Origin of the sequence: Kribbella sp. NPDC051718, from assembly GCF_040681515.1 — a bacterium.
Lineage (GTDB): Bacteria > Actinomycetota > Actinomycetes > Propionibacteriales > Kribbellaceae > Kribbella.
This window is the reverse complement of sequence record NZ_JBFAYZ010000001.1, coordinates 374,288-396,721: the sequence shown is the minus strand read 5'-3', so window position 1 is coordinate 396,721 and position 22,434 is coordinate 374,288. Positions and strand designations below refer to the sequence as shown.

Annotated in this window: 26 protein-coding genes and 1 pseudogene; 10 read left to right on the top strand and 17 right to left on the bottom strand. The window is 67.8% G+C overall.

Features of this window, described 5'->3' with window-relative positions; genetic code table 11:
* Positions 1 to 64: 64 nt before the first annotated feature.
* Positions 65 to 1,345 carry a toxic anion resistance protein gene (locus tag AB0M15_RS01895; protein WP_363812937.1) on the bottom strand — a complete coding sequence of 427 codons (1,281 nt, stop codon included), beginning with the start codon at positions 1,343 to 1,345 and terminating at the stop codon, positions 65 to 67.
* 218 nt (positions 1,346 to 1,563) lie between these two features.
* Here AB0M15_RS01895 and AB0M15_RS01890 point away from each other — a divergent pair, with 218 nt between their 5' ends.
* Complete coding sequence (locus tag AB0M15_RS01890) at positions 1,564 to 3,384, top strand: hypothetical protein (RefSeq protein WP_363812935.1); 1,821 nt, start codon at positions 1,564 to 1,566, stop codon at positions 3,382 to 3,384.
* On the opposite strand, the gene AB0M15_RS01885 is transcribed toward AB0M15_RS01890, so the two are convergent.
* Together AB0M15_RS01885 and AB0M15_RS01880 are read right to left on the bottom strand one after the other, a co-directional pair.
* Positions 3,381 to 3,839, bottom strand: a complete 459-nt coding sequence (locus AB0M15_RS01885; RefSeq protein ID WP_363812933.1) for a dihydrofolate reductase — start codon at positions 3,837 to 3,839, stop codon at positions 3,381 to 3,383. The genes AB0M15_RS01890 and AB0M15_RS01885 overlap by 4 nt on opposite strands.
* A complete protein-coding gene (locus AB0M15_RS01880; RefSeq protein WP_363812931.1) occupies positions 3,836 to 4,627 on the bottom strand; it encodes a thymidylate synthase in 792 nt (263 codons plus the stop codon). The genes AB0M15_RS01885 and AB0M15_RS01880 overlap by 4 nt, the downstream gene beginning before the upstream one ends.
* Before the next feature lie 49 nt (positions 4,628 to 4,676).
* Between AB0M15_RS01880 and AB0M15_RS01875 the strand changes: the two genes are divergently transcribed.
* A complete protein-coding gene (locus AB0M15_RS01875) occupies positions 4,677 to 5,351 on the top strand; it encodes a peptidyl-tRNA hydrolase (protein ID WP_363812929.1) in 675 nt (224 codons plus the stop codon).
* Between the two features lie 54 nt (positions 5,352 to 5,405).
* On the top strand, positions 5,406 to 5,738 hold the full coding sequence (locus tag AB0M15_RS01870; RefSeq protein WP_363812928.1) for a hypothetical protein: 333 nt from the start codon (positions 5,406 to 5,408) through the stop codon (positions 5,736 to 5,738).
* Positions 5,739 to 5,743: 5 nt separating this feature from the next.
* Here the strand turns inward: AB0M15_RS01870 and AB0M15_RS01865 are convergent, their stop codons facing one another.
* Genes AB0M15_RS01865 through AB0M15_RS01855 form a run of 3 tightly spaced genes read right to left on the bottom strand, consistent with a single transcriptional unit; the run spans position 5,744 to position 7,142 of the window.
* Positions 5,744 to 6,328 carry a dihydrofolate reductase family protein gene (locus tag AB0M15_RS01865; protein WP_363812926.1) on the bottom strand — a complete coding sequence of 195 codons (585 nt, stop codon included), beginning with the start codon at positions 6,326 to 6,328 and terminating at the stop codon, positions 5,744 to 5,746.
* Positions 6,325 to 6,807 carry an SRPBCC family protein gene (locus tag AB0M15_RS01860; protein WP_363812924.1) on the bottom strand — a complete coding sequence of 161 codons (483 nt, stop codon included), beginning with the start codon at positions 6,805 to 6,807 and terminating at the stop codon, positions 6,325 to 6,327. The genes AB0M15_RS01865 and AB0M15_RS01860 overlap by 4 nt, the downstream gene beginning before the upstream one ends.
* Entirely contained in the window at positions 6,804 to 7,142 is a 339-nt protein-coding gene (locus tag AB0M15_RS01855) for a metalloregulator ArsR/SmtB family transcription factor (RefSeq protein ID WP_363812922.1), read from the bottom strand. The genes AB0M15_RS01860 and AB0M15_RS01855 overlap by 4 nt, the downstream gene beginning before the upstream one ends.
* A gap of 125 nt (positions 7,143 to 7,267) precedes the next feature.
* Here AB0M15_RS01855 and AB0M15_RS01850 point away from each other — a divergent pair, with 125 nt between their 5' ends.
* From AB0M15_RS01850 to AB0M15_RS01840, 3 genes are read left to right on the top strand one after another with little or no spacing between them, the layout of a single operon-like run.
* Complete coding sequence (locus tag AB0M15_RS01850; RefSeq protein WP_363812921.1) at positions 7,268 to 7,492, top strand: hypothetical protein; 225 nt, start codon at positions 7,268 to 7,270, stop codon at positions 7,490 to 7,492.
* Positions 7,492 to 7,983: a Clp protease N-terminal domain-containing protein gene (locus AB0M15_RS01845; protein ID WP_363812920.1), complete on the top strand. Its 492-nt coding sequence runs from the start codon at positions 7,492 to 7,494 to the stop codon at positions 7,981 to 7,983. The genes AB0M15_RS01850 and AB0M15_RS01845 overlap by 1 nt, the downstream gene beginning before the upstream one ends.
* Complete coding sequence (locus tag AB0M15_RS01840; RefSeq protein ID WP_363812918.1) at positions 7,983 to 8,618, top strand: DUF998 domain-containing protein; 636 nt, start codon at positions 7,983 to 7,985, stop codon at positions 8,616 to 8,618. Before AB0M15_RS01845 ends, AB0M15_RS01840 begins: the two co-directional genes overlap by 1 nt.
* Here AB0M15_RS01840 and AB0M15_RS01835 read toward each other — a convergent pair.
* From AB0M15_RS01835 to AB0M15_RS01810, 6 genes are all read right to left on the bottom strand, one after another.
* Complete coding sequence (locus AB0M15_RS01835; protein ID WP_363812916.1) at positions 8,615 to 10,135, bottom strand: multicopper oxidase domain-containing protein; 1,521 nt, start codon at positions 10,133 to 10,135, stop codon at positions 8,615 to 8,617. The two genes, AB0M15_RS01840 and AB0M15_RS01835, sit on opposite strands and share 4 nt — an antisense overlap.
* Positions 10,132 to 10,485, bottom strand: a complete 354-nt coding sequence (locus tag AB0M15_RS01830; RefSeq protein ID WP_363812914.1) for a hypothetical protein — start codon at positions 10,483 to 10,485, stop codon at positions 10,132 to 10,134. Before AB0M15_RS01830 ends, AB0M15_RS01835 begins: the two co-directional genes overlap by 4 nt.
* A 20-nt stretch (positions 10,486 to 10,505) precedes the next feature.
* Positions 10,506 to 10,871, bottom strand: coding sequence for a hypothetical protein (locus AB0M15_RS01825; RefSeq protein ID WP_363812913.1), 366 nt, complete (start codon positions 10,869 to 10,871; stop codon positions 10,506 to 10,508).
* Positions 10,872 to 10,932: 61 nt separating this feature from the next.
* Positions 10,933 to 11,277, bottom strand: coding sequence for a hypothetical protein (locus tag AB0M15_RS01820; protein WP_363812911.1), 345 nt, complete (start codon positions 11,275 to 11,277; stop codon positions 10,933 to 10,935).
* Positions 11,278 to 11,352: 75 nt separating this feature from the next.
* The gene (locus tag AB0M15_RS01815; protein ID WP_363812909.1) at positions 11,353 to 11,574 is read right to left on the bottom strand and encodes a hypothetical protein; all 222 of its coding nucleotides are present in this window, start codon (positions 11,572 to 11,574) and stop codon (positions 11,353 to 11,355) included.
* Between the two features lie 73 nt (positions 11,575 to 11,647).
* Entirely contained in the window at positions 11,648 to 12,688 is a 1,041-nt protein-coding gene (locus AB0M15_RS01810; protein ID WP_363812908.1) for a LacI family DNA-binding transcriptional regulator, read from the bottom strand.
* Between the two features lie 122 nt (positions 12,689 to 12,810).
* Between AB0M15_RS01810 and AB0M15_RS01805 the strand changes: the two genes are divergently transcribed.
* From AB0M15_RS01805 to AB0M15_RS01795, 3 genes and pseudogenes are all read left to right on the top strand, one after another.
* On the top strand, positions 12,811 to 13,515 hold the full coding sequence (locus AB0M15_RS01805) for a copper homeostasis protein CutC (protein WP_363812906.1): 705 nt from the start codon (positions 12,811 to 12,813) through the stop codon (positions 13,513 to 13,515).
* Entirely contained in the window at positions 13,512 to 13,781 is a 270-nt protein-coding gene (locus tag AB0M15_RS01800) for a DUF4031 domain-containing protein (RefSeq protein WP_363812904.1), read from the top strand. Before AB0M15_RS01805 ends, AB0M15_RS01800 begins: the two co-directional genes overlap by 4 nt.
* Before the next feature lie 102 nt (positions 13,782 to 13,883).
* Positions 13,884 to 14,708, top strand: a pseudogene (locus AB0M15_RS01795) (serine hydrolase domain-containing protein); the annotation flags it as partial.
* Between the two features lie 40 nt (positions 14,709 to 14,748).
* On the opposite strand, the gene tuf reads toward AB0M15_RS01795, so the two are convergent.
* Both tuf and AB0M15_RS01785 read right to left on the bottom strand, forming a co-directional pair.
* Positions 14,749 to 15,936: an elongation factor Tu gene (gene tuf, locus AB0M15_RS01790; protein ID WP_363812903.1), complete on the bottom strand. Its 1,188-nt coding sequence runs from the start codon at positions 15,934 to 15,936 to the stop codon at positions 14,749 to 14,751.
* 286 nt (positions 15,937 to 16,222) lie between these two features.
* The gene (locus AB0M15_RS01785) at positions 16,223 to 16,789 is read right to left on the bottom strand and encodes a TetR/AcrR family transcriptional regulator (protein WP_363812901.1); all 567 of its coding nucleotides are present in this window, start codon (positions 16,787 to 16,789) and stop codon (positions 16,223 to 16,225) included.
* A 108-nt stretch (positions 16,790 to 16,897) separates the two neighbouring features.
* Here AB0M15_RS01785 and AB0M15_RS01780 point away from each other — a divergent pair, with 108 nt between their 5' ends.
* On the top strand, positions 16,898 to 18,331 hold the full coding sequence (locus AB0M15_RS01780; protein WP_363812898.1) for a DHA2 family efflux MFS transporter permease subunit: 1,434 nt from the start codon (positions 16,898 to 16,900) through the stop codon (positions 18,329 to 18,331).
* Here the strand turns inward: AB0M15_RS01780 and AB0M15_RS01775 are convergent.
* From AB0M15_RS01775 to AB0M15_RS01765, 3 genes are all read right to left on the bottom strand, one after another.
* The gene (locus AB0M15_RS01775; RefSeq protein ID WP_363812896.1) at positions 18,285 to 18,947 is read right to left on the bottom strand and encodes a DNA alkylation repair protein; all 663 of its coding nucleotides are present in this window, start codon (positions 18,945 to 18,947) and stop codon (positions 18,285 to 18,287) included. The genes AB0M15_RS01780 and AB0M15_RS01775 overlap by 47 nt on opposite strands.
* Before the next feature lie 140 nt (positions 18,948 to 19,087).
* Positions 19,088 to 20,014: a class A beta-lactamase gene (bla, locus tag AB0M15_RS01770; protein ID WP_363812894.1), complete on the bottom strand. Its 927-nt coding sequence runs from the start codon at positions 20,012 to 20,014 to the stop codon at positions 19,088 to 19,090.
* A gap of 21 nt (positions 20,015 to 20,035) precedes the next feature.
* On the bottom strand, positions 20,036 to 22,417 hold the full coding sequence (locus tag AB0M15_RS01765; protein ID WP_363812892.1) for a hypothetical protein: 2,382 nt from the start codon (positions 22,415 to 22,417) through the stop codon (positions 20,036 to 20,038).
* Positions 22,418 to 22,434 lie beyond the last annotated feature (17 nt).

The window sequence follows — 22,434 nt, the reverse complement described above, 5'->3', positions numbered from 1 at the left end:
AGCCGGACCGGGCCTCACCTGCGCCCGGCCGGCTGCTTCCGGCGTACCTGCTGTGTACTTGTGCTCAGCGACCGAGGTCGAGGGTGCCGGACACGACCCGCTGGTCCTGCTTGGCGACCCGGTCCAGGTAGCTGCGGGACTTGGTCACCTCGCCCTCCAGCGTGCCGATGGTGGCCGCCATGTTGTCCAGCGCCTCCACCTTGAAGGTGTCGATCGCGTCCATCGTGGCGTAGATGTTCGCGAACGCCGCCTGCAGCTGCGGCAGCCCGATGGTCGCCGAGGCCGCCTGCTGCTGGATCGCGACCGAGTTGTCCCGCAGCATCTGCGAGGTGCGCTCGATCATCCCGCTGGTGGTCGTGTTCAGCGCGGTGATCTGGTCGAGCACCAGCTTCTGGTTGCCCAGCGCCTGCGCGACGATGACCGCGGTCCGGAGCGCCGAGACGGTCGTCGTGGACGCCCGGTCGACACCCTTGATCAGCTCGATGTTGTTCTTGATCACGATGTCGATGGCCAGGTAGTTCTGGATCGACACGGCCAGCTGGACCAGCAGGTCCTGGTGCTTCTGGCGGACGTAGAACAAGACGTCCTCGCGCAGCGCCCGGGCCTTGTCCGGGTCGGTCGCCTCCAGCTCGGCGATGGTCGCCGACAGCCGGGCGTCGAGCCGCTCGGCGACGTACACGTACTGGTTCAGCCGGCCCATCGCGTCCCAGAGCTGCTGCTTCTCCAGGTTGAGCGCCGCATTGTCCTTGCCGAGTTCGTCCTGGCCGTTGCGCAGCGAGTGCAGGATGCCCTCGAGGTGGCTCTGGGCGCTCTGGTACTTGCGGAAGTAGTCCTCGATCTTGTCCCCGAACGGGATCATCCCGAGCAGCTTCTTCGGGCCGGTGGCTTCTTTCGGGTCCAGGTTCTCGACCGTACGCCGAAGCTCCAGCAGCGTCTTGCCGACCGTCGAGCCCTCCGCCAGCCCGCCGCTGGTCAGTGCCTTGACCGGCGACTGCAGCAGCCGGTTCGAGCTCTCCGCGGCGTGCCGGATGTCGACGTCACCCATGCTGCGGACGTCGCCGGCCTTCTGGGCGAACTCCGGCGAGCGCGGCGCGGCGGTCATCAGCGAGGTCAGGAACGAGTCGACCTTCGAGTCCAGGCCGGGCAGTGCGGCCGGGTCGACCGCCGGGGCCAGGCTGGGCGCCGCAGTGGCCGCTACTGGCTGTGTCGGTGCCGGCGCGGTTAGTATCAGGCCAGGCGCGGTCGCGGTGGGCGGCTGCAGTGGCGACATAGCCGGTGCAGCGGCTGCTTGCTGCGCTGCTGCCGGTGTAGCCGCGGCGCCCTGTGTGTTGTCAGCTTCGGTCATCGTCGTTCCCCTCGGTGGCCTACCGCGAGCCTCCGGCTCGCGTCCCCTGTCACACACTCCGTGACGCGCACACAATCTACGCGGTTCCCGGTCATCTGCGGGGAACCTTCCCCGATCCGTGATCAGCTCCTTGCCAGAGACCGATGGCGGAGCCCAGAATCGGTGACTGACCGAGGGGGGCCTCGATGAAACGGTTACAGCGTGGAGTGAACATCCGTTTGCTCACACTCGTATTCATAGGAACATTGATCGCGGTACTGCTGACCGCAACCGGCGGCCGCACGGTACAGGCCGCCACCGATCCCGGCTACGACTGGGACGACGGAACTCTTCAGGGGTGGAGCCTGGACTGGGGCGACGCAGCTCCGGTGAACTCCACGACAGCCGCCCGCAGCGGCGACCGATCGCTGGCGCTGCCGGTGGACGGGGACGAGTACCCCGGCTTCCAGTCGCCTGCCAAGCCTGCGGGACTCGGCGTCGGGTCGGTGGTGACGTACCACGTCTATGCGCCGAGAAATGCCAGGACGCTCGCTGTCCAGCCTTACGTGACCGACGATGCGTTCCTGGAACACTTTGGCGCCAAGGTGGACCTCAAGCCGGGCGAGTGGACCACGGTCACGTGGACGGTGCCGTCGGTACCGAACCTCCACCACTTGGGCATCGAGGTCGACAGCGCTTCGTGGAGCGGACGCGTGTATCTGGACGACGTGCAGTGGACGGCACCGACCGAGTTGCCGCCCATCGTGACGACGGGGCCGGTGCGGGAGGTTCGCAGTACGACGGCCGTCGTCACCGGGACCGTGGATCCGCGCGGGCTGGCGACCACATGCCACTTCGACTACGGCACCTCCAAGCGGTACTCCGCTGCGACGCCTGACGTAGCTGCCACGGCGGACGTGTCGGCCAAGCTGACCGGCCTCAAGGCTGGTACGGCGTACCACTACCGCCTGAACTGCCAGAACTCCGGCGGACGTCTCACTGGCGCCGACGCGACCTTCACGACGGCCACCAAGGCGACGGACCCGCGCGGCCCGCTATTCGAGGCGCAGAACCTCATCTACGGCTCGCATATCGGCGCCTGGGACATGGACGGCGGTACTGCGATCAGCAACGCCACCGCTAGCGCCAACGTCACGGCCGCCAAGATCCGGGTCATCAAGTGGCAGATGTGGAAGCCGCCGTGCGAGTTGCGGCCGACCGACTGCCAGACGGAGGCGCAGTTCAACGCAGCCATCGACGGAATCCGCCGACTCGGTGCAGAGCCCCTGGTCGGCCTGCCGCCGATCTGGGACCAGCAGTGCGCGACAGCGCCCGACCCATGGTCGCTTGCCTGGCAGCAGTGGATCATCCGGACCGCAGGTAGCCGGGTGAAGCTCTACGAGCTGGGCAACGAGCCTGACCACTACTGCAATATGACTGGGCAGCGGTACCACGACGAGCTCTGGGTGAACGCGCCAGTGCTGAAGGCCTACGCCCGGACGCTCGGCCACCAGATCTTCATCGGTGGACCCGGCTGGTCCAACAGCGACACGGCGGACCTTGCAGAGCTGAAGGTCTGGCTGGCCGCGACCAAGGCCGACTACCTGGCCCATGCGCAGGACCGCGACTGGCTACCGGACTACATCTCCACCCACACCTACCTGGTGACGCCGACCGAGAACGACACCCAGGCTCACGCCCAGGCCCGGATAGATGCCTGGGGCACCTTCTACGACGGCCTGCAGGCCTACGTGAGTACGACCTTCGCCGGCCTCACCGACGAGGGCTACCCGATCGCCGACGAACTCAAGCTCGTCGACAGCGAGTGGAACGACACGATCGAGCTCACCTGGCAAGGCAACGAGGACCAGGCGTGGACCGACTTCTATGTGCACGCCATGTTCACGATGCTCCGCAGCCACAACGTCTGGCTCTCGAACCAGTCCACCATCGCCTCCCACACCGGCCAGGCGCTGGACCTGCTCCAGACAGACGGCACACCCAAACCGGAGTACAACTCCTACAAGGCCGAGAGCACGACCGACCCGCGCAACAACTAGCGAACGTAGGTGACGAACGCGAAACCGTCGTGCTCGATGCGGGCGGTTTCGCGCCAGTCGGTGCGGTCGAAGGTGGGGAAGGTGACGTCGCCGTCGGGGGACTGGTCGACCTCGGTCAGTTCCAGGCGGTCGGCGTACGGGAGGGCCTGGCGGTAGATCTCGCCGCCGCCGGCCACGTAAAAGTCGTTGCCATCAGCAAGTTTCAGGGCGTCGTCGAGATCGTGCGCGACCTCGACGCCGTCCACGGACCAGTCGAGCTGCCGGGTGACGACGACGGTACGCCGGCCAGGCAGCGGCCGGCCGATGGAGTCATAGGTCTTCCGCCCCATCACCAGCGTGTGGCCGAGCGTGAGCGCCTTGAAATGCTGCAGGTCCTCACGAATCCGCCAGGGCAGATCGTTGTCCCGCCCGATCACGCCGTTGGCGCCGACCGCAGCGATCAGAATGACGGTCATACCGCGATCGGTGCCTTGATCACGGGGTGCGGGTCGTAGCCGTCGAGTACTACGTCCGCGATCTCGTACGAGTCGATCGAGTCGCGCTTGGCCAGCTGCAGTGTCGGCAGCGGACGGGGCTCACGGGTGAGCTGGAGCTTGGCCTGGTCGAGGTGGTTCAGGTAGAGGTGCGCGTCGCCGAGCGTGTGGACGAAGTCGCCGACCTCGAGACCGGTCTGCTGGGCGACCATGTGGGTCAGCAGGGCATACGAAGCGATGTTGAACGGGACGCCGAGGAAGATGTCGGCGGAACGCTGGTACAGCTGGCAGGACAGCTTGCCGTCGGCGACGTAGAACTGGAACATCGTGTGGCACGGCGGCAGCGCCATGCCGTCGACGTCGGCGACGTTCCAGGCGTTGACGATGTGCCGGCGGGAGTTCGGGTTGGTCTTGATCGACTCGATCAGGGCGGCGATCTGGTCGATGTGCCGGCCGTCCGGGGTCGGCCAGGAGCGCCACTGGTAGCCGTAGACCGGGCCCAGCTCGCCGTCGGCGTCGGCCCACTCGTCCCAGATCTTGATGTTGTTCTCGTGCAGCCACTTGATGTTGGTCGAGCCGCTCAGGAACCAGATCAGCTCGCCGATCACCGACCGCAGGTGCAGCTTCTTCGTCGTCACCGCGGGGAAACCCTGGGTGAGGTCGTAGCGCGACTGGTAGCCGAAGACACTCAGCGTGCCGGTGCCGGTGCGGTCGCCCTTCTCGACGCCGGTGGTGAGGACGTGGTCGAGAAGCTCCAGATACTGCCGCATGCCGCCAAACTAACAGGCCGCGAAGTCGGCGACCTGACAGACTCGGCGGGTGAGTTCTGATGAGTATGCGGCGACGCCTGAGTATGTGCTGACGCTGGTGCTGCAGGTGGAGAAGGCGGAGCGGCCTGGGCAGACGGATGCGCTGGAGACGGCAGCGCGGGCGGCGCTGGCGATTCTGGCGGATGAGCGGTCTGTTGGTGAGGGGGAGTGGGCCGAGGCGATGCGCGGCTGGCAGGACGCGCGAATCCGGAAGGTGGTCCGCCGGGCCCGCGGCGCCGAGTGGCGCCGAGCGGAGGCGCTGCCCGGGATCACGGTGACGGGCGGGACGGCCGTAGTGCGGGTGTTTCCCCCGGTACCACTGGACGACGTACCCAAAGACCTAGCGAAGCTCCAGGTCACCGGAACCGACCTGGAGGATCCGGAGGAGCTGCCCGCGCTGGCCACCGGGGTGCCGGTGTTGTGGGTGAATCCGGGCCTGGAGATGTCGACCGGCAAGACGATGGCGCAGGTCGGCCATGGGGCACACCTGGCCTGGTTCGAGTTGCCCGACGCTGATCGGAAGGCCTGGCAGGAGGACGGCTTCCCCCTCGCCGTCCGGACCGCCACCCCCACCCTGTGGAAAGACCTGATGACCACCGGGCTCCCCGTAGTACAAGACGCAGGCTTCACCGAAATCGACCCCGGCAGCTACACGGTCATCGCGGACCACCCCGCACTTCGCTAGCCGTCCTCGTCTAACTGTTCGTGCCGGGTCGGTCACCGTGGCTACGTTCGCCGTATGAGCAAACGAATCGCAGGAGCCTTCGCAGCCTCGGTGCTGCTGGTGACCGGTTTGTCCACCCAGGCTGCCTCGGCCTCGACCTCCACCGTCAACGCGTGCGCGCCGGGCCGCGTCTGCGGCTACAACCAGGGCAACCTCGTCTTCGACATCCTGCCGATCAACCCCGGGCAGTGCATGCGGATCAGCCAGTCGTCCGTCGACTACGTGGACAACGAGTCGCACCTGGATCAGCGGATCTGGTCCGGCACCAACTGCACCGGCCGCAACACGGTGATCCGCTCCGGCGGCCAGGGCCCCGTCAACCTCTTCTGGAGCGTCGGCGGACTGTAAGTGCTCTAGCTGATCTTGTAGTGCAAGTGGGTGACTCGGTCGCCTTCGGTGACGGTGGGGTTGTCGAAGAGTTGCCGGCGGCCGGTGTAGGTGCCGAAGAAGGGGATGCCGGTGCCGAAGACGACGGGGGCGATGTTGAGGACGAGTTCGTCGATCAGGCCGGCTTCGAGGGCTTGGCCGGTGAGGGTGCCGCCGGGGAGGGCGACGTTGCGGTCGCCGCAGAAGGCTTTGGCCTGGGCGATCGCGTCCTCGAGGTTGTCGACGAAGGTGAAGGGGGCGTCCGGGAAGGGCCAGTCCGTGGGGGCGTGGTGGGTGACGACGAAGACGTGGTCGCCGACCGCCGGGACGCCGTTCCAGCCGTTGGTCAGGTCGAACAGGCGGCGGCCCATCATGGTCGCGCCGATGTTCGGCCACGTCGACCTCATGTAGTCGGCGCTGGCCTGGCTGACGTGGAACGGGCGTCCTTTGTCGGTGCCGTAGATCTCGACCGGCCCGTTGTCGTACCAGTCGAACAGCGGGCCGACGGCGTCGGAGGTGTCGGCGATGAAACCGTCCATCGAGACCACCGCGGTGGCGATCACCTTGCTCATGCGCCCTCCCCACGGGCGAGCAGCTCGGCGAGCCGGTCCATCGAGTCGTTGATGCCGTGCTCCATCCCGCTCTGCACAGCGGCATCGCGGGACTCGACCGACGGGAACACGGACTGGGTGTGCAGCCGTACGCCGGTGTCGGTCTTCTCGTACGTCGCGCGCTCCAGGCAGACCTCGCCGGGCGCCCCTTCCCACTCGAAGGTCTGGATCACCAGCGTCTCGGGCTCGACGGTGTGGAAGACGCCGCGGAACGCGTACTCCTCGTCGCCGCGCCGGTGGATGTACCGGTACCGGCCGCCCGGGCGGACGTCGTACTCCTCGATCGTCATCTCCAGGTCGCGCGGGCCGAGCCACTGGGCGACGAGTTCGGGATCGGTCTGGACCCGGAACAGCTGGGCCGGGGTCGCGTCGAACTCACGCGTCGTCGAGACGAACGGAGTCCCCGCGGGGGCCTCGATGATGGTCGGGTTGGTGCTCATCTGTCCTGCTCCTTCACGGTGTCGAGTACGGCGTCGAGCCGGCGGAACCGGGCCTCGGCGGCCAGCCGGTATCCGTCGATCCAGCTCGTCAGGCTCTCCAGAACGGCCGGGTTGAGATGGCACGGACGGCGCTGGCCGTCCCGGCTGCGGGTGATCAGACCGGCGGCCTCGAGCACCTGCAGGTGCCGCGAGATCGCCTGCTTGGTGATCTCGAACGGCTCCGCGAGCTCGTTGACCGTCGCCTCACCGCGCGACAACCGCGCGATCAGCGCCCGGCGGACCGGATCGCCGAGCGCGGTGAACGCCCGGTCCAGTGCCTCTTTGTCAACCGACATCTTTATCAACCATTCCGTTGATCAACTGATGTGTTGACTATAGGCAGAGCCTGGCCGCGGGGTCAAGATGCCGCTTTTAGCAACCTGGGTTGACATCACCTGATTGTCAACCTAAGTTGCTAGGCATGGAGAAGTTGGTGGAGACGGACGATCCCGGTGCCGGCCTGGCGTCGGTCGTCGCGTTGCGACGGCTGGCCGACCGGATCGAGGACAGCCAGGTGGAGCAGGCGATGCGGGCGGGCTGGAGCTGGTCCGACGTCGCCGAGGTGCTGGGCGTGACCCGGCAGGCCGTGCACAAGAAACACGCCAAGCGGCTGATCGCCGCCGGCGTCGCCCTGAGGAGGCGTTGATGACGACGAAGGTGAACGATGTCCGGGCTGTTCTGGTCCGCGGTGCCCGCGCCGAGGCTCTCGAGGATGGCTCCCCAACGATCGAGGCCGAGCATGTACTACTCGCCCTGACTGAACTATCCGGTACTACGACCGCCCGCCTGCTAGCCGATGCCGGCCTGACCCACGACTCCACCCGAGCGGCACTCGACCGCGAATGGGAACAGAGCCTCTCGACCGCCGGCGTCGCCGTGACCATCGCCGAGTTGCCCAAGGCAACACCGGATCGCACCCGAAGCCCGCAGATCGGCGAAACCGCCAAGCTGCTGCTCAAGCGCGCGATGGCCACAGCATCAGCCACCGGCGGCGGCCGCATCGGCGCCGCCCACCTCCTGGTAGGCGCCCTCGACAGCACCCTCGGTCGCATCCCCCGCGCCCTGGACCTGTCCGGCATCGACCGCAAGGCCCTCCGCGACCAGGCCTACCAAGCAGCCACCCGAGCCGAGCACTGATGACCACCACCGCCCACCTCCCGGCGATGCGAACCCGCCTGCTGAACTGCGGACTGCTGGCCGGCCCGCTCTTCGTCCTCACCTTCCTGCTGGAGGGAGCCTTCAAAGGCAACGGCTACAGCCAACTACGTCACCCCGTCAGCTCCCTTGCCCTCGGCAACAACGGCTGGATCCAGACGGTGAACTTCCTGGTGGCAGGAGTGTTGACGGTCCTGTTCGCCATCGGCCTCTGGCAGACGTCCGCTCCGGAGGCGGTACGAAAGGCGCGCCTGGGCGCAGTACTGGTCGGCGTCTGGGGCGTCGGCCTGCTCGGCGCCGGTCTCTTCACCACCGACCCGGTCAGCGGATTTCCGCTGGGCACACCCGCCACGGTGGAGTACACAACCTCCGGTGCGCTACACGACGCCTTCTCCCTGCCGGCCTTCTTGGCCTTGGGGGTGGCGATGGTCGTGCTCGCTCGTGGCTGGGTGCTCTACTCCCTGCTGAGTGCCGCCTCTTTCGCGATGACCTTCATGCTCGCCAGCGCCGGCTTCTCGCAGACCGAATCGTTGGTCGAGGTGGGCGGGTTCTTCCAGCGGATCGCCGTGATCATCGGCTGGAGTTGGCTGGCTGCGCTCGCCTGGCGGAGGCGTTAGAGGGTTTCGAAGGCGGCCATCATCGCCATGTCTTCGTGTTCGAGGTTGTGGCAGTGGATCAGGTATTTGCCTTTGTGGGTGGTGAATTTGACCAGGACGTCGACTACCTCGGCGGGGCGGATGTCTACGGTGTCTTTCCAGCCGGTGTCGTAGGGGCCGGGTTCGGCGCCGCCTCGGCGGAGGATCTGGAAGGGGGCGAGGTGGACGTGGACGGGGTGGTGGACGTCGGTGACGAAGGACCAGACCTCGTACTGGTCGAGCTTGACCGATGCCTGCATCTGCTGGAGATCGAAGGGTTTGCCGTTGATGGTCCAGCCCTGGTGGCCGTTGGCCGTGCCTCGGCGGAAACGCCATTCGCGGTGGATCAGGCCGGACGGTTCGGGGATGGCGGCGTACGACGAGAGTTTGGCGGGGATGTTGCTGTCGTCACTGGCTTTGCGGGCGACCTTGAAGCGCATGACCTGGCCGGGTCGGCCGCTGTCCAGTTTGTTGAGGAGGATGACTTCGCTGCCGGGCTGGTAGTGCGAAAAGTCCACCACCACGTCGAATCGCTCGGCCGGCGCGATCGCCAAGGTTTTGTGCTCGACGGGTGAGCCGAGCAAGCCGCCATCGCTACCGATCTGGACAAACGTCGCCGGGCCGGGATCCAGGGCCAGCTCGTAGCGCCGGGCGTTCGAGGCGTTGAGGATGCGGAAGCGGTACCGCGCCGCGTCCACCTCGAGCACCGGCCAGGGAGCGCCGTTGACCAGCATGACGTCGCCGATCACGCCCTCCATGTACTTCTCCTCGACGCCTGGTCCATCCTTCGCCGCCGGATAGAGGAACGAGCCGTCGGCCGCGAAGGCCCGATCCGCCAGCACCAATGGGATCTCCCGATCGCCACCAGGCAAGGGAAGTGCGTCCTCCTCGGCGTCGCGGATCAGATGCAACCCGAACAGCCCGCGATAGACCTGCGGAGCCGTGTAGTCCATCCGATGATCGTGGTACCAGAGCGTGGCGGCGCGTTGCGTGTTCGGATACGTGTACGTCCGGCTGCCCATCGCCATGTCGCCGTCGCCCATACCGCTGTGCTCATGATGCGCACCGTTCGGCATCAGCAGATCCAGCGGCCAGCCGTCGCTCGCGGCCGGTGTGTGCCCGCCATGCAGATGCACAGCCGTCGGTACGTCGAGCTGGTTGACCTGCTCGACGACGGTCGTCCTGCCGCTGCGTACATCGAAGGTCGGACCTGGCAGCAACCCGTCGTACCCGAGGATCTCGGTCTTCAAGCCGGGCAGGATCTCCAGCGACGCCTTCTGCTGGACGACTCGGTAGTAGTCGATCCCTGCCTGCGTGCGGATCGGCTTCTTCACCGGCGGGATCGGCAGCGGCACCTTGAACGCTTCGGGCAACGGCGCCTTGCTCTTCAGGAGTTCGGCGCTCTGGGCGGGGGAGGCGTCGAGGCCGCAGTTGGCCAGTGTCAGCGCGAGGCCGGTACCACCGGCCGCTCCCAGGAATCCACGGCGGGACAGCTTCATTTGTTGACCTTTCGGCGTGCGCCGGAGTGGAAGGACCAGACCGTCATCCAGAGCACGGTGATCACGATGGCGGTGCCGAGCGGCACGTGGACGGCGAAGTTCTGCTGGTAACCGAAGACGACCTGGGTCAGCTCGGCGACGATCAGGCCGACCGTGACGAGTGCGGGCCAGAGGCGGCCATGGCCCGGGCGCCAGTACAGGATCGCGGCGACGAGCTGGATGAAGGCGACCAGGAACAGCGACGATCCGATCGGTCCGTGCCACGCCATCGCGTCGACCTCCCCGGAGAGGAAGTAGCCGGCGAGGATCGGCTGCGCTGCGACCAGTACCGCATGCAGGAGAAGAGTCATCCTCAGCAACCACAGGGTGATCACGAGGGCCTCGCTGCCGGGCGGAAGGTCCAGACGGCGAAGGCGCAGACGAGCGCGACGATCGTGATGCCGAGTGGGATGTGGACGGCGAGCTGGCGGGTGTAGCCCATCGAGATCTGAACGGCTTCCGCGGCGAGGAGCAGCAGCGTCGCCAGGACGGCCGAGCCTCGGCCGCCGGAGCGCCAGTAGATCGTCGCGGCCAGCAACTGGCCGAGCGAGAGGAAGGCGAGGCCGAGCCCGATCGGCTCGTGCAGTCGCAGCGCGGCGCCCGAGCCGTTCAGGTAGACGCCCGCGAGCACGGGTTGCAGGCAGACCGCGACGGCATGCGCCACCGCGACAGCCCGAAGGACCACCAAAGACTTCATGGTGGCGAGAGTAGTAGCCTGTCTACATGTAGCGCGACCAGTTAAAACCCTGGCCGAACCCTCAGGTCAAATGGCCGAGAGGAGATACCGATATGCCTGCACGCTCGCAGACCCAGTGCGGGTCTGGGCCGAGCTCGGGCTCGATTCGGAGTTCGTGGTCGTTGAGGTCGTCGCAGGCTGTGCAGCGTGGCCAGCGGACGCCGGAGTCGGAGAGGCGGTCCTGGACGTCCTGGGCGACCAGGCCGGCGATGTGCTCGGCTCCGTCCGGCCATTGGTCCAGCCACCATTGCCGTCCGGCGACGGCGTCCTCCAGCAGGGACACCATGATGGCGTCGTCGAATCCCCGCGCGGCCAGGTCGTGAAGCACCTGTGCCCGGGCCGTCAGCAACACACCTGGTTCGTTCATCGCCCTTCAGAGTGCCAGACGGAACCGACAAAACCCCAGGCCGATCGGCCTGGGGTTCTGTCGCCTTGGGAGAGGTCAGCTAGCCAGCGGCTCGCACCGGGGTGCCGGGTCGAGCCGATCGGCGAGTTTGAGCTCGCGTTCGGCGGCGGTCCGCAGTACGGCGCCAAGGCGTGCCCGGACGGCGATACCGCGGCGTGCCGGCTCGTAGTACTCCTCCTGAGGAGCGTTCGGCAAGGCGGACTGGGCGAGGGACCTCGCGTTCTCCACTGCGGTGTTGCCGGCGATGAAATAAGTCATGGTCGTGCTCCCTTCCGAGGGCGTGGTGATCAGAACCCATGGCCAGGCGGCCATCGGCGAGATGTGGGTTGATTCAGTTGCGGGGTGCCGGACCGCTGCTGGCGCGGACGACCAGCTCGGTCGGCATCGTGAGGTGCCGCTCGGTCTCGTTCGGGTCGAGCAGCAGCCGGCCGACCGCGCGGCCCTTGTCCTTGATCGGCTGCCGGATCGTGGTCAGCCCGGCCGTCTCGGCGGCGGGGATGTCGTCGAAGCCGGTGACGGTCAGATCCCGGCCGGGGACCAGTCCGCGCGTCTTCATCGCCTCCATCGCGCCGAGCGCCTGGACGTCGCTCAGCCCGGCGATCGCGGTCGGCCGGTCCTGTGAGTCGAGCACCCAGCCGGCCGCGGCCAGCCCGGACCCGAAGGCGTTGTGGCCGCCAGAGACGACCCGGAACCGTGCGTCGGGCATCGTCTTGCGCAGACCCGCGATCCGGAGCTCGCAGTCGTCACAGCCGATCTGGTCGAAGTCCAGCTCGATCGGCTGACTGCTGGTGGCCTGGTGGTTGTCGACCAGTACGACGACGTCGCGGTGGCCGAGCCTGGCCAGGTGCTCACCCATCGCCGCGGCACTGTCCAGCTCGTCGATGGCCACCCAGCCGTCGGCCAGGTCGTGACCGCGTTGGGTCGAGACCATCGGGATGCCCCGGTTCTTCAGCATCTCCAGGGCCGGGTGGCCGTGGTCGACGCAGAAGATCGCGGCGGTGTCGATCGCGGCCTGACGGACCGCGTTCGTCCCGGACTCGATGTCGACCGAGCTGATCGGCATCAGCAGCAGGCTGGTGGTGAACTCCTCGGCGACCTCGGCCAGGCCGGCCAGGAAGCCGACCGCGTACGGGTCGGAGAACGCGTACGACAGCTTGTCGGTGAACAGCACGCCGACCGCGCCGGCCTTGCCGCTGCGCAGGGCGCGGGCGGAGGCGTCGGGGCCGGCGTACCCGAGCTCCTGGGCCTTGGCCAGAACCCGCTCGCGGACTGCGGCGGAGAGCTGGTCGGGCTTGTTGTAGGCGTTGGAGACGGTCGACGGCGAGACCCCGGCGGCCTGCGCCACGGTCTTGATGGTGACTCTCGGTGTCATCGGTCCACCTCCTTCTGCATCGTTCTACTAAATCGTTCTAGAAAAACGATACAGAAGACTTCCGGAGAGTGCAACAGCTATTTCCGGCGCGGTGCCGTGGGCCGATGCAGGATGATGGCGGCATGGGTTCGTTGCTGGAGATCATCGCTTTGCATCCGGCGGATGCCGAGGCGGCTCAGGAGGGCGGCGCGGACCGGCTGGAGCTGTGCGCCTCGATGGAGGCCGACGGCCTGTGTCCGTCGGTGTCGACGGTCAGTGCGATCCGCCGGGTGACCGACCTGCCGTTGCGGGTGATGCTGCGGTTGTCGAACTCGTTCGGCACCGACGGCGCGGAGCTGAACCGGCTGACCGCCATGGCGCAGTCCTATCTGTCGGCGGGTGCGGACGGGTTCGTGTTCGGGTTCCTGAACGCGGACAACGAGGTGGACGTCGAGTCGGCTGCATCTCTTGCCAGCACCTTCGCTGGTACGCCGTGGACGTTCCACCGGGCGGTCGACGCCGTGCTCGAGCAGCAGAAGGCGTGGCGGGCGCTGCGAAGCCTGCCGGGTCTGGACTGCGTGCTGACGGCGGGGTCGTCGCTCGGGGTCGGGCATGGGCTGGACGATCTGCTCAAGCTGGCTTCCGGTGACGAGCAGGTGGCAAAGGTGATGATGGCGGGCGGGTCGCTGCAGCCGGAGCATGTGCCGTGGCTGTACGGCGCCGGCGTCCGCCGGTTCCATGTCGGCTCGTCGGTGCGGCAGGACGGGTCGTGGACGAAGGCATACGTGAACTCCCGCTTCGTCCGGGCATGGCGCAATCTGCTCGACGCGCAGGATGAGAAAGCATGATCTATATCGACCCGCCGGCCTGGACGGCCCACAACCGCCTGTGGTCGCATCTGGTCAGCGACACGTCCTACGAAGAACTGCACGAGTTCGCCCGTGCCGCCGGCATCCCCGCTCGTGGGTTCGATCGAGATCACTACGACGTACCGTCCGAAAGCTACGACGCCTTGGTGAAAGCCGGCGCGGTGCCGGTGTCGAGCCGGGTAATCGTCGAACGGCTGCTCGCGGCAGGGCTGAGGCATCGCAAGGGGAGCCGAGGTGGACGCTGAGCTGGACCTGTCGGCCTTCGCCGGTCTCGGAGCGGTGGTCGGCGTCTCGGACCGCGGCGACCGGCGGACGGCGGCGACCGGCGGACGGCGGCGACCGGCGCGACGGTGGATACGCCCTTCCGGATCGCGTCCCTGACCAAGACGCTGACAGCGGCGTCCATGCTGAGAGCCCTGTGGGACAAGGGGTTTGAGCTGGCGACGCCGGTGGCGGTGATCCTGCCAGAGCTGGATACCGAACTGACGGTCGAGCAGGTCCTCGCCCAATCCTCTGGTCTGAGGCAGACGGCGGAGGCCGCGGCGGTCGCCGCGCTGGGCGAAGGCGACGAGGTGTTCCTGGAGGCCGCGAAACTGGTGGTCGCCGGCGGGCAGGAGTATCCGCCAGGAGAGCGCTGGGCCTACTACAACGGCAACTACTTCCTGGCCGGTGCGCTGCTGGAGAGACTGACCGGAGGAACCTTCGAGGAAGGTCTCGCCGAGCTGATCTCGGCCGCCGGCCTCCCAGCCACCGGCTTCGCCGCGCCGCCGGCGCGCGCGGGCGAGGGAGCGGGCGGCGGAGCGGGGGCGCCTTATCCTCGGGCTCGCCGGCCCAGTGGTGGGCTTTGGTCCACGGTGCCCGACCTGTTGGGGTTTTGCGAGTTTCTGTTGCGGGACGAGGGGTTGCTGGCTGAGATTGCGCAGCCTCGGGTGTGGACGCCGTTGGTGTACGGGCTGGGGTGGGCGGTGGGGCCGGCGGGGATGCTGTACATCAACGGGCGGCTGCCGGGATATCGGGCGGGGATGCTGCTGTCGCCGGGGGATGGGTGGGCGGCTGCGATGCTGGTGGACGACACCGATGCGTTGCCGGCGATCGCGGAGTACCTGGATGAACTGCAGCGGCCGCTCACCGGCGTACCGATGGCTGAGATGATCGATGCGTTCGCAGCATGAAGAAAGGTGCCCCGGGCAACTAGCCCGGGGCACCCTCTCTTCAATCGAGTAGTTCGGTCACCGTGCCGGCGGCGACGGTGTGGCCGCCTTCGCGGACGGCGAAGCCGAGGCCTACTGTCATCGCGATCGGCTTCTCCAGTTCGACGCCGAGCTCGATCGTGTCGCCGGGCATGACCAGGGCGATGTCACCCAGGTCGATCCCGCCCGACACGTCCGTGGTCCGGAAGTAGAACTGCGGCCGGTAGTCCGAGGCGAACGGCGTGTGCCGGCCACCCTCGGCGGTCGACAGCGCGTGCAGTTGCGCCCGGAACTTGCTGTGCGGCTGCACAGTGCCCGGCAGTACCAGTACCTGACCACGACGGACCTCGTCGCGCTTGATGCCACGCAGCAGTACGGCCGCGTTGTCACCCGCCTCCGCGGACTCCAGCGACTTGCCGAACGTCTCCATCCCGATCGCCGTACTGGTGATCGTCGGGCCCAGACCCACGACCTCCACCGCGTCGCCGAGCTTGAGCGAACCCTGCTCGACCGCGCCGGTGACGACCGTGCCACGACCGCTGATGGTGAGGACGTTCTCGATCGGCATCAGGAACGGCTCGCCCAGCTCACGGTCGGGGACCGGTACGTAGTCGTCGACCGCGTCGAGCAGATCGCCGACGGCCTTCATCCACTCGGGGTCGCCCTCGAGCGCACGCAGACCGGAGACGCGCACGACCGGTACCTCGTCGCCCGGGAAGCCGTACTCCGACAGGAGTTCGCGGACCTCCAGCTCGACCAGGTCGAGCAGTTCGGGGTCGTCGACGGCGTCGGCCTTGTTCAGCGCGACGACCAGGTACGGCACCCCGACGCGGCGCGCGAGCAGTACGTGCTCACGGGTCTGCGGCATGGCGCCGTCCTGCGCCGACACGACCAGGATCGCGGCGTCCACCTGCGCGGCGCCGGTGATCATGTTCTTCACGTAGTCGGCGTGCCCGGGCATGTCGACGTGCGCGTAGTGCCGGTTGGCGGTCTCGTACTCGACGTGCGAGATGTTGATCGTGATCCCGCGCTGGACCTCCTCGGGCGCCCGGTCGATCCCGTCGAACGCGACGAACGAGTTGAGGTTCGGGTAGCGCTCGGCGAGCACCTTGGTGATCGCGGCGGTCAGCGTGGTCTTGCCGTGGTCGACGTGCCCCATGGTGCCGATGTTGAGGTGCGGCTTGGTCCGCACGAACTGGCTCTTGGCCATGATGTGTTTTCCCTTGCTGGTCAGAAGATTCGACTGAGCCAGGACCCCACGGCCCACACCGGCCAGCAACGGTCGGAGGGGGCCGGTTCTGAGGCCACCCTCCTCCGCGGGTCCTGCGGTCAGCAGGAGGAGGGTCGGCTTCGGGCGCCGGTGAAATCAGCTGAATCGACTGACGTCCACGCAACAGCGCCTGACAGGCTCAGGCCTGACAGGTACGCAACAGAATCCGCGCGGAACATGGTCATCACGTTATGGGTCAACGCTGCCGTCGGCAACGGATATTCCCCTACAGCAAGCGGTCGACCAGGTTGTCGACGTACTCCGGGGTCAGCGGGCCGATGCCGAACAGAACGCGGATGTACATCGGGGCCATCACGTGGTCCAGCACGTCGAGTGCGTCGAGTGCTTGCTCGCCGCGTTCGATGGCGCGGTCGAGCATGGACTGCAGTTGCCGGGCGCGGTCGGCGAGGAGGTCGTCGAGTGCCTGCAGGCCTTGCTGGCCGTTGCTCGACAGGGCGACGGCCAGGCGGAGCAATGCCAGGCCGTCGGGTCCGGTGATCTCACGGGCCACGTTGGCCGCGTAGGTGCGCAGGTCGCCGGCCAGACTCCCGGTGTCGGGCATTGGAGACCGTGCGTTGAGGCGGGTGAGCACCACGTCGCTGAGAAGGATCTCCAGGCTGCCCCACCGGCGGTAGATGCTGCTGTCGGCCACGCCCGCGCGTGCTGCGACGTCGCCGACGGTGAACTTCCCGTAGCCGCGCTCGCTGAGCAGGTCGGTGACCGCCTGGTGCACCGCCGCGCCAACGCGGGCGGCGCGCCCGCCGGGCCGCCGGGCCGGCTGTTGCTCGTCCATACCCGTGATCTTAACGCAGTCCTGGCTTGCGTTTACGGGACGGTCGCTCTACAGTCGCTTAACGCAGCCCAGAGCTGCGTTAGAGGTCATCGATCGAGAGGAATCCCCGTGGCTGCATCGCCCGCGGCCGTAGGCAGTCGACCGAAGCCGGTTGTGCTGCTCGCGGTGACCTGCCTGGGCCAATTCATGGTGCTGCTCGACAACACGATCGTCGGAGCGGCGCTGCCCGATATGCAGCGTCGGCTGCATACCGAGCTGACCGGTCTGCAGTGGATCGTCGATGCGTACGTGCTGTCGGTCGCCATGCTGCTGTTGTCCGGCGGCGTTCTCGCCGACCGGTTCGGCCGCAAGCGGGTGTACCTGGCTGGTGCCGTGGTGTTCACCGCCGCGTCGGTACTGTGCAGCCTCGCGCCCAGCGTCGGATGGCTTGTCGTCGGCCGGGTGCTGCAGGGCATCGGAGCCTCGGCGCTGAGCCCTGCCTCGCTGGCCCTGCTCGCGGCCGCCTATCCCGTTCCCCAGGAACGCATCAAGGCCATCGGGCTGTGGGCCGGATTGAGCGGACTCGGCCTGGTCGCGGGACCGGTGGCCGGCGGTGTGCTGACGAATGCCTTCGGCTGGCCCGCCATCTTCCTGGTCAATCTGCCCATCGGCGCGTTTCTGCTGCTGGTCGGCGTGCGTCACCTCGCCGAGTCCCGCAATCCGAACGCGCCGGCGAGCGACATTCCGGGGACGGCGCTGTCCGTACTGGCGACCGGAACACTTACGTACGGGCTGATCGAGGGCGGCTCCCGGGGCTGGACCTCACCGGTCATCCTGGGCAGCTTCGCCGCCGCGGTGATCCTGCTGGCCGCGTTCGTCGCCGTCGAGGCGCGTCGCTCCGCACCGATGCTGCCGTTGCGGCTGTTCCGCGAGCGGCTGTTCACCGTCGCCAACACCGCCATGATCGTGGTGGGGTTCGCGCTGATGGGTTCGTCGTTCTTCTTCTCCCAGTTCTTCGTGTACGTCCAGGGCAGCTCGATCCTGCGCGCGGGACTGCAGACCCTCCCGACCTCGCTCGCCATGGTGATGCTCAGCCCGTTCGCGGGCCGGCTCGCTGCCCGGTACGGCTTCCGGATCGTGGTGACCATCGGCCTGGCGCTGGCCGGAGGAGGCCTGGTGGCGCTGGGGATGGTGCACGCCGACACCGGCTACGGGAACGTGTGGTGGCGGTTGGGTGTCGTCGGCATCGGCTTCGCCCTGACGATGTCCCCACTGACAGGCGCCGCCATCCAAGCGGTCAGCCTGCAAGAAGGCGGTCTCGCCGCCGGTATCAGCAGCACCACCCGGCAGATCGGCGCGGTGCTGGGCGTGGCGGTACTCGGAGCCATCGTCCGTACCCGGCAATCCGGCGGCGCCTCCTTCGCGACCGGCCTCGGCAGCGCCTTCATCGCTGCCGGCGCCGTCACCTTGGCCACGGCGGTCTTCACGGGCCTGTGGCTGGCGAGGTCCAAGCGCGCTACTTCAGCTTCTCCCGGGCGTAGCGCAGAGTCGGTTTCTGCATAGCGGATTCATGGGTGCGGAGGAAGGCTCGCAGGGACGGTTGGTCCAGTACACCGGCGTATTTCAGGGCGATGCCGACCGGCTTGGAGACGACCGGGTTCTGGTCGTCGAGGAGTAGTTCGGCGAGGGCGTAGAGGTCGGTCAGGTCTGCTGGGGTGCCGTAGCGGGCGAAGTACAAAGGAGCTGTGATCGCCGTCCGCCGGCGTAGTGGGTCGGCGGTTCGGGCAAGGTCGAACAGTGGTGTCCTGTCGCGGTTCAGCAGGTGACGGCCGATCACGTGCGGCGCAGCCCGATCCACCATGTCCCAACTGTCGATGGCGTCGTGCCGGCGCAGATACAGCTCGTACGCCGCCTGCCGCTCGTCCTCCGACGTCTTCTTCCCGCGAGCCTTGAAATCCAGCACACAGAACCCAGCCAGCCGACTCTCGTACGACGTTTGGTCCAGCAGCCGCTCGACCTCCCCGAACGTCATCCCACTGAACACCTTGGCGGTGTCGAAGGTATTCCGCATCGGCACCCCGAGCACCTCGCCCGAGCCGGAGTAATGCTTGTGCACAACCTCACCCGGCCTGGCGTGCGCGCGTAGCGCCGCCATCAACGCGCCTGCGCTGAGATCCATCGGCCGAGCGTAGCTCCGCAACCGAGCGAAGCGAAGCCCATCCACAGACGAGGTCACGCTGCCCGCGACCTGGTCCAGGCCCCGGCAGCCGAGCGAAGCGAAGGCGATCCGGTCCGGGCCTCGGGACGGCCCCGCCTTCCTTACCCCAGAGCGTTGATCGCGGCCGCGGCAGCGGCTGCGATCAACGCGTCGTCTGTCTTTGCGTCTTTGATGCCCTTGGTGGACATGACGGCCAGCAGGATGGGGGCGTGGTTGGGCGGCCAGAGGACGGCTACGTCGTTGCGGGTGCCGTAGCCGCCGGTGCCGGTCTTGTCGCCGACCTTCCAGTCCTGCGGGACGCCGGCGCGGATGGTGGTGGCGCCGGTGGTGTTGGTGACGAGCCAGGTGTTGAGGATCGCGCGTTTGGCGGGTGGGAGGGCTCGGCCGACGGTGAACTTCTGGAGGCTGGTGGCCAGGGCTCGCGGGGTGGTGGTGTCGCGAACGTCGCCAGGGGTCGCCTCGTTGAGGGTGGGCTCGGTGCGGGTGGTGTTGCTGACGTGGTCGCCGAGTCTGCGGAGCGACTTCTGGAGACCGGGCGGCCCGCCGATCTCGTTGAGGATCAGGTTGGCGGCGGCGTTGTCGCTGTAGCGGATCGCGGCGTCGCAGAGTTCGCGCAGTGTCATGCCGGTGGCGACGTGCTTCTCGGTGATCGGCGAGTTGGGGAGCAAGACGGACTCGTCGTACCGGATCAGTTTGTCCAGGTCGGGGGCTTGGGCCAGCAGTACGCCGCAGGCCAGCGACTTGAAGGTGGAGGCGAAGGCGAAGCGTTCGCCTGAGCGATACGAGACGGTCCGGTGTGATCCGGTGTCCAAGGCGAACACCCCGAGCCGGGCGGCGTACTGCGCCTCCAGCTTCCGGAACTGCCCGGCACCCGGCGCGGGCTTGGAGGCAGCCACCGGCAGCGGGGTCGAGGGGCCCGCAGCGGGCGTTGGCGTCGAGGCTGGTGCGGCTGTTGCTGCGGGCTCCGAGGAGCAGGCGGTGCTGATCAGTACCGCGGCGGACAGGGCGGCAAGGAGGGCTCGTCGCATGCCCCGACCCTATTCAATCGATCAATTGAGGGCGAAGAGGCGGGTGCCGTCGGTGAAGATGGGCCGGCCGGTGGCTACGGTGACGGCCGGTTTGTTGCAGGTGACCTTCTTGGTTTCGGCTACCGAGGCCGCGGTCGGGCCGGGGACCAGGGGGCGTGGCTGGATGCCAGTAGTCCCGACCATGACGGGGGAGCAGCTGCCGTCCGCTTGTGGCATCAGGGTGACCACCCGGCCGTCCGGGAGCAGGCCGAAGCCATCGCGGGGGAACTCGGGCTGCTGCAATTTGGGCGGTACCTGCAGAAGGTGGTGCCACTGCGGTGTGCCGTCCGACGGGTTGAGGGCGGACACGTCGTACGTCTGGTCCTCGCCTTCCTCGGTGCTCGTCCGGCAGGTGACCAGCACGATCGAGTTGTGGGTCGCGGCGAGCTGGGCGTCGCAGGACGACTGCCCGAGCCGCGGCCTCGGCGTACCGGGCACTGGGTCGGTCCAAAGGATGCGGCCCGAGCCGACGTCCACTGACCACTGGTAGAGAGTGCCGCCGGCGGCGCCGGTCCAGACGAGCCCCGATACCTCGCGGGTGTCCGGTACTGCGACCAGCTCGCCGATCCACGTCGACGGGTCCAACTCGGCGCTGAGCTCGAACTGGATGCCCAGGTTGACCTCCCAGCGCTGATCCCCGTCCACGAGGTCCAGCCCACGCACGACCGCGCCGTTGCCGCCACAGGCGTCGACCACGACGGCTTGGTCGGCCAGCAGCACACCTTGGGTGACAGCGCACTTCAGCCGCGCCCGCCAGTGGGTCGGACTGCTCACGCCGTGGGCCACTACCTCCGTACCTTCGGCCACCAGCAGTTGGTTGGCGTCGACCGCAAGCGCCGTACCGTCCGTGTGAACCTCAGTGAGCACTCGCCCGCTCACAGCGTCCAGTACTGCGTACGTCGGCAAGTCGATCCCGCGAGGAGCGTTCCCGTTGTCGTACGGCAGATGCGCCGCGATCGTCCGGCCATCGCTGGAGACCAGTAGCCCGTCGGAGCCGCTGGACGCGGCGTCATCGACGTCTGCTCGGGTGTATCTCCACCGGGTCTGGCCAGTAGTCGCGTCGGACATCACGACACCGTCCGACCGCAGTTCGGCCACGCCACCCGCAGTACCGGCGATAGCGCCCGTCGGGGGTACCTCCCGGCTCCAGGCGACGCCACCGTCGAGCTGCACCGGCAGCGTGCCGGGTGCTTCATCAGTGGTCGTGCTCACCGTGTTGGCCGTCTCCAGCCGGGCCTGCACGAACGGCTCACCGGCAGACACCACGATCCAGGCGAGCAGTGAAGCGCACGCCACGGTCACGCCGAGACTCAGCGCCCATGGAGGAGTAAGCGCGTACGGCGGAGCGAGCCGTAGCCGCCGTGCCAGTCCGAGCAGCGCACCGGCGAGCAGGAGGGCGAAGGAGGCGAGGATGAGGTACGGCCAGCGCTCACTCATGGCTGCACCGGGCTTGGCCGCGGGCCACTGCCACCAGCAGACCCCGATGGAGATCACCCCGACGACGGCGAACACCAGCGCAGGGATCGTCACCAGTCGAGGCTGTGCCCGGCGGAACCAGGCGCACGCCAGCCCGGCCGCGACCGCAGTACCGGCGATCGGTGCCCAGACCGGGAAGCCATTGACGTCCCCGGGCCCGGCGGGCCAGCGGGCGGCCGCTCCGAGTCCGCGGCCGAGTAGTACAGAGGCAGCGATGACCACGCCGAGCGCTGCGCCCAGGTAGATCATCGGGATCAGCCCGGCGATGGGACGAGCCGCCTTGGGGCCCCACTGCTTCAGCTCGCGCTGGAGGTTCTCCCGGGCCGCCTGCTCCCAGTGCTCGCGACCGTGCTCCGTCGCGTACAGGGAAGTCTCGGACAGGCCCTGCAGGAACTTCGTCCGGCCCCTGGCGAAGTCGCGATCGGCGACGTGCGCGTACTCCGCACGGATGCCGACCGCGTACTCGTCGTACCGGGCCGCGGACATGCTCAGCACGCGCAGGTCCGCGTCGCACAGGACGGCGCCGTTCGCGTCGCCCGGCTCGCAGTCGTGCTTGGCGGTCAGCCGGATCAGCCGGCCGATCTCGGCCACCCTGGCGGCCTCGACGCCGTACGCCGAGAGTTCGAGCTCGGCCAGCTGGGCGGAGACCTCTTCGTTCTCGCCCGAGTCGGCCTGCGGGTCGTAGATCGCGTCGTGGAACCAGGCCGCCAGCCGGACCGCGTCGACGTCGTCGGCGACCGCGGCGAGCTCGTCGATGGTCTCGAGCATCTCGGTCAGGTGTCGCTGGTCGTGATAGTGGCGATGTTGCTCTGCGTAACGAGCCAGCAGATCATCGCCCAACGGCTGCGCGTGCGGCAGCAGGCGATTCCACTGGTCGCGCAGGTCCATGGCGGTGAGTCTCGCAC

Coding starts and splice junctions, on each gene's coding strand:
- tuf (WP_363812903.1), bottom strand. CDS start 15,936: ATGGCCAAGAGCCAGTTCGTGCGGACCAAGCCGCACCTCAACATCGGC.
- AB0M15_RS01880 (WP_363812931.1), bottom strand. CDS start 4,627: ATGCGGCAGTATCTGGAGCTTCTCGACCACGTCCTCACCACCGGCGTC.
- AB0M15_RS01885 (WP_363812933.1), bottom strand. CDS start 3,839: ATGACCGTCATTCTGATCGCTGCGGTCGGCGCCAACGGCGTGATCGGG.
- AB0M15_RS01810 (WP_363812908.1), bottom strand. CDS start 12,688: ATGACACCGAGAGTCACCATCAAGACCGTGGCGCAGGCCGCCGGGGTC.
- AB0M15_RS01825 (WP_363812913.1), bottom strand. CDS start 10,871: ATGAAGTCTTTGGTGGTCCTTCGGGCTGTCGCGGTGGCGCATGCCGTC.
- AB0M15_RS01785 (WP_363812901.1), bottom strand. CDS start 16,789: ATGGACGAGCAACAGCCGGCCCGGCGGCCCGGCGGGCGCGCCGCCCGC.
- AB0M15_RS01830 (WP_363812914.1), bottom strand. CDS start 10,485: ATGACTCTTCTCCTGCATGCGGTACTGGTCGCAGCGCAGCCGATCCTC.
- AB0M15_RS01850 (WP_363812921.1), top strand. CDS start 7,268: ATGGAGAAGTTGGTGGAGACGGACGATCCCGGTGCCGGCCTGGCGTCG.
- AB0M15_RS01840 (WP_363812918.1), top strand. CDS start 7,983: ATGACCACCACCGCCCACCTCCCGGCGATGCGAACCCGCCTGCTGAAC.
- AB0M15_RS01860 (WP_363812924.1), bottom strand. CDS start 6,807: ATGAGCACCAACCCGACCATCATCGAGGCCCCCGCGGGGACTCCGTTC.
- AB0M15_RS01870 (WP_363812928.1), top strand. CDS start 5,406: ATGAGCAAACGAATCGCAGGAGCCTTCGCAGCCTCGGTGCTGCTGGTG.
- AB0M15_RS01775 (WP_363812896.1), bottom strand. CDS start 18,947: ATGGATCTCAGCGCAGGCGCGTTGATGGCGGCGCTACGCGCGCACGCC.
- AB0M15_RS01845 (WP_363812920.1), top strand. CDS start 7,492: ATGACGACGAAGGTGAACGATGTCCGGGCTGTTCTGGTCCGCGGTGCC.
- AB0M15_RS01805 (WP_363812906.1), top strand. CDS start 12,811: ATGGGTTCGTTGCTGGAGATCATCGCTTTGCATCCGGCGGATGCCGAG.
- AB0M15_RS01820 (WP_363812911.1), bottom strand. CDS start 11,277: ATGAACGAACCAGGTGTGTTGCTGACGGCCCGGGCACAGGTGCTTCAC.
- AB0M15_RS01815 (WP_363812909.1), bottom strand. CDS start 11,574: ATGACTTATTTCATCGCCGGCAACACCGCAGTGGAGAACGCGAGGTCC.
- AB0M15_RS01855 (WP_363812922.1), bottom strand. CDS start 7,142: ATGTCGGTTGACAAAGAGGCACTGGACCGGGCGTTCACCGCGCTCGGC.
- AB0M15_RS01865 (WP_363812926.1), bottom strand. CDS start 6,328: ATGAGCAAGGTGATCGCCACCGCGGTGGTCTCGATGGACGGTTTCATC.
- AB0M15_RS01835 (WP_363812916.1), bottom strand. CDS start 10,135: ATGAAGCTGTCCCGCCGTGGATTCCTGGGAGCGGCCGGTGGTACCGGC.
- AB0M15_RS01800 (WP_363812904.1), top strand. CDS start 13,512: ATGATCTATATCGACCCGCCGGCCTGGACGGCCCACAACCGCCTGTGG.
- AB0M15_RS01765 (WP_363812892.1), bottom strand. CDS start 22,417: ATGGACCTGCGCGACCAGTGGAATCGCCTGCTGCCGCACGCGCAGCCG.
- AB0M15_RS01895 (WP_363812937.1), bottom strand. CDS start 1,345: ATGACCGAAGCTGACAACACACAGGGCGCCGCGGCTACACCGGCAGCA.
- bla (WP_363812894.1), bottom strand. CDS start 20,014: ATGCGACGAGCCCTCCTTGCCGCCCTGTCCGCCGCGGTACTGATCAGC.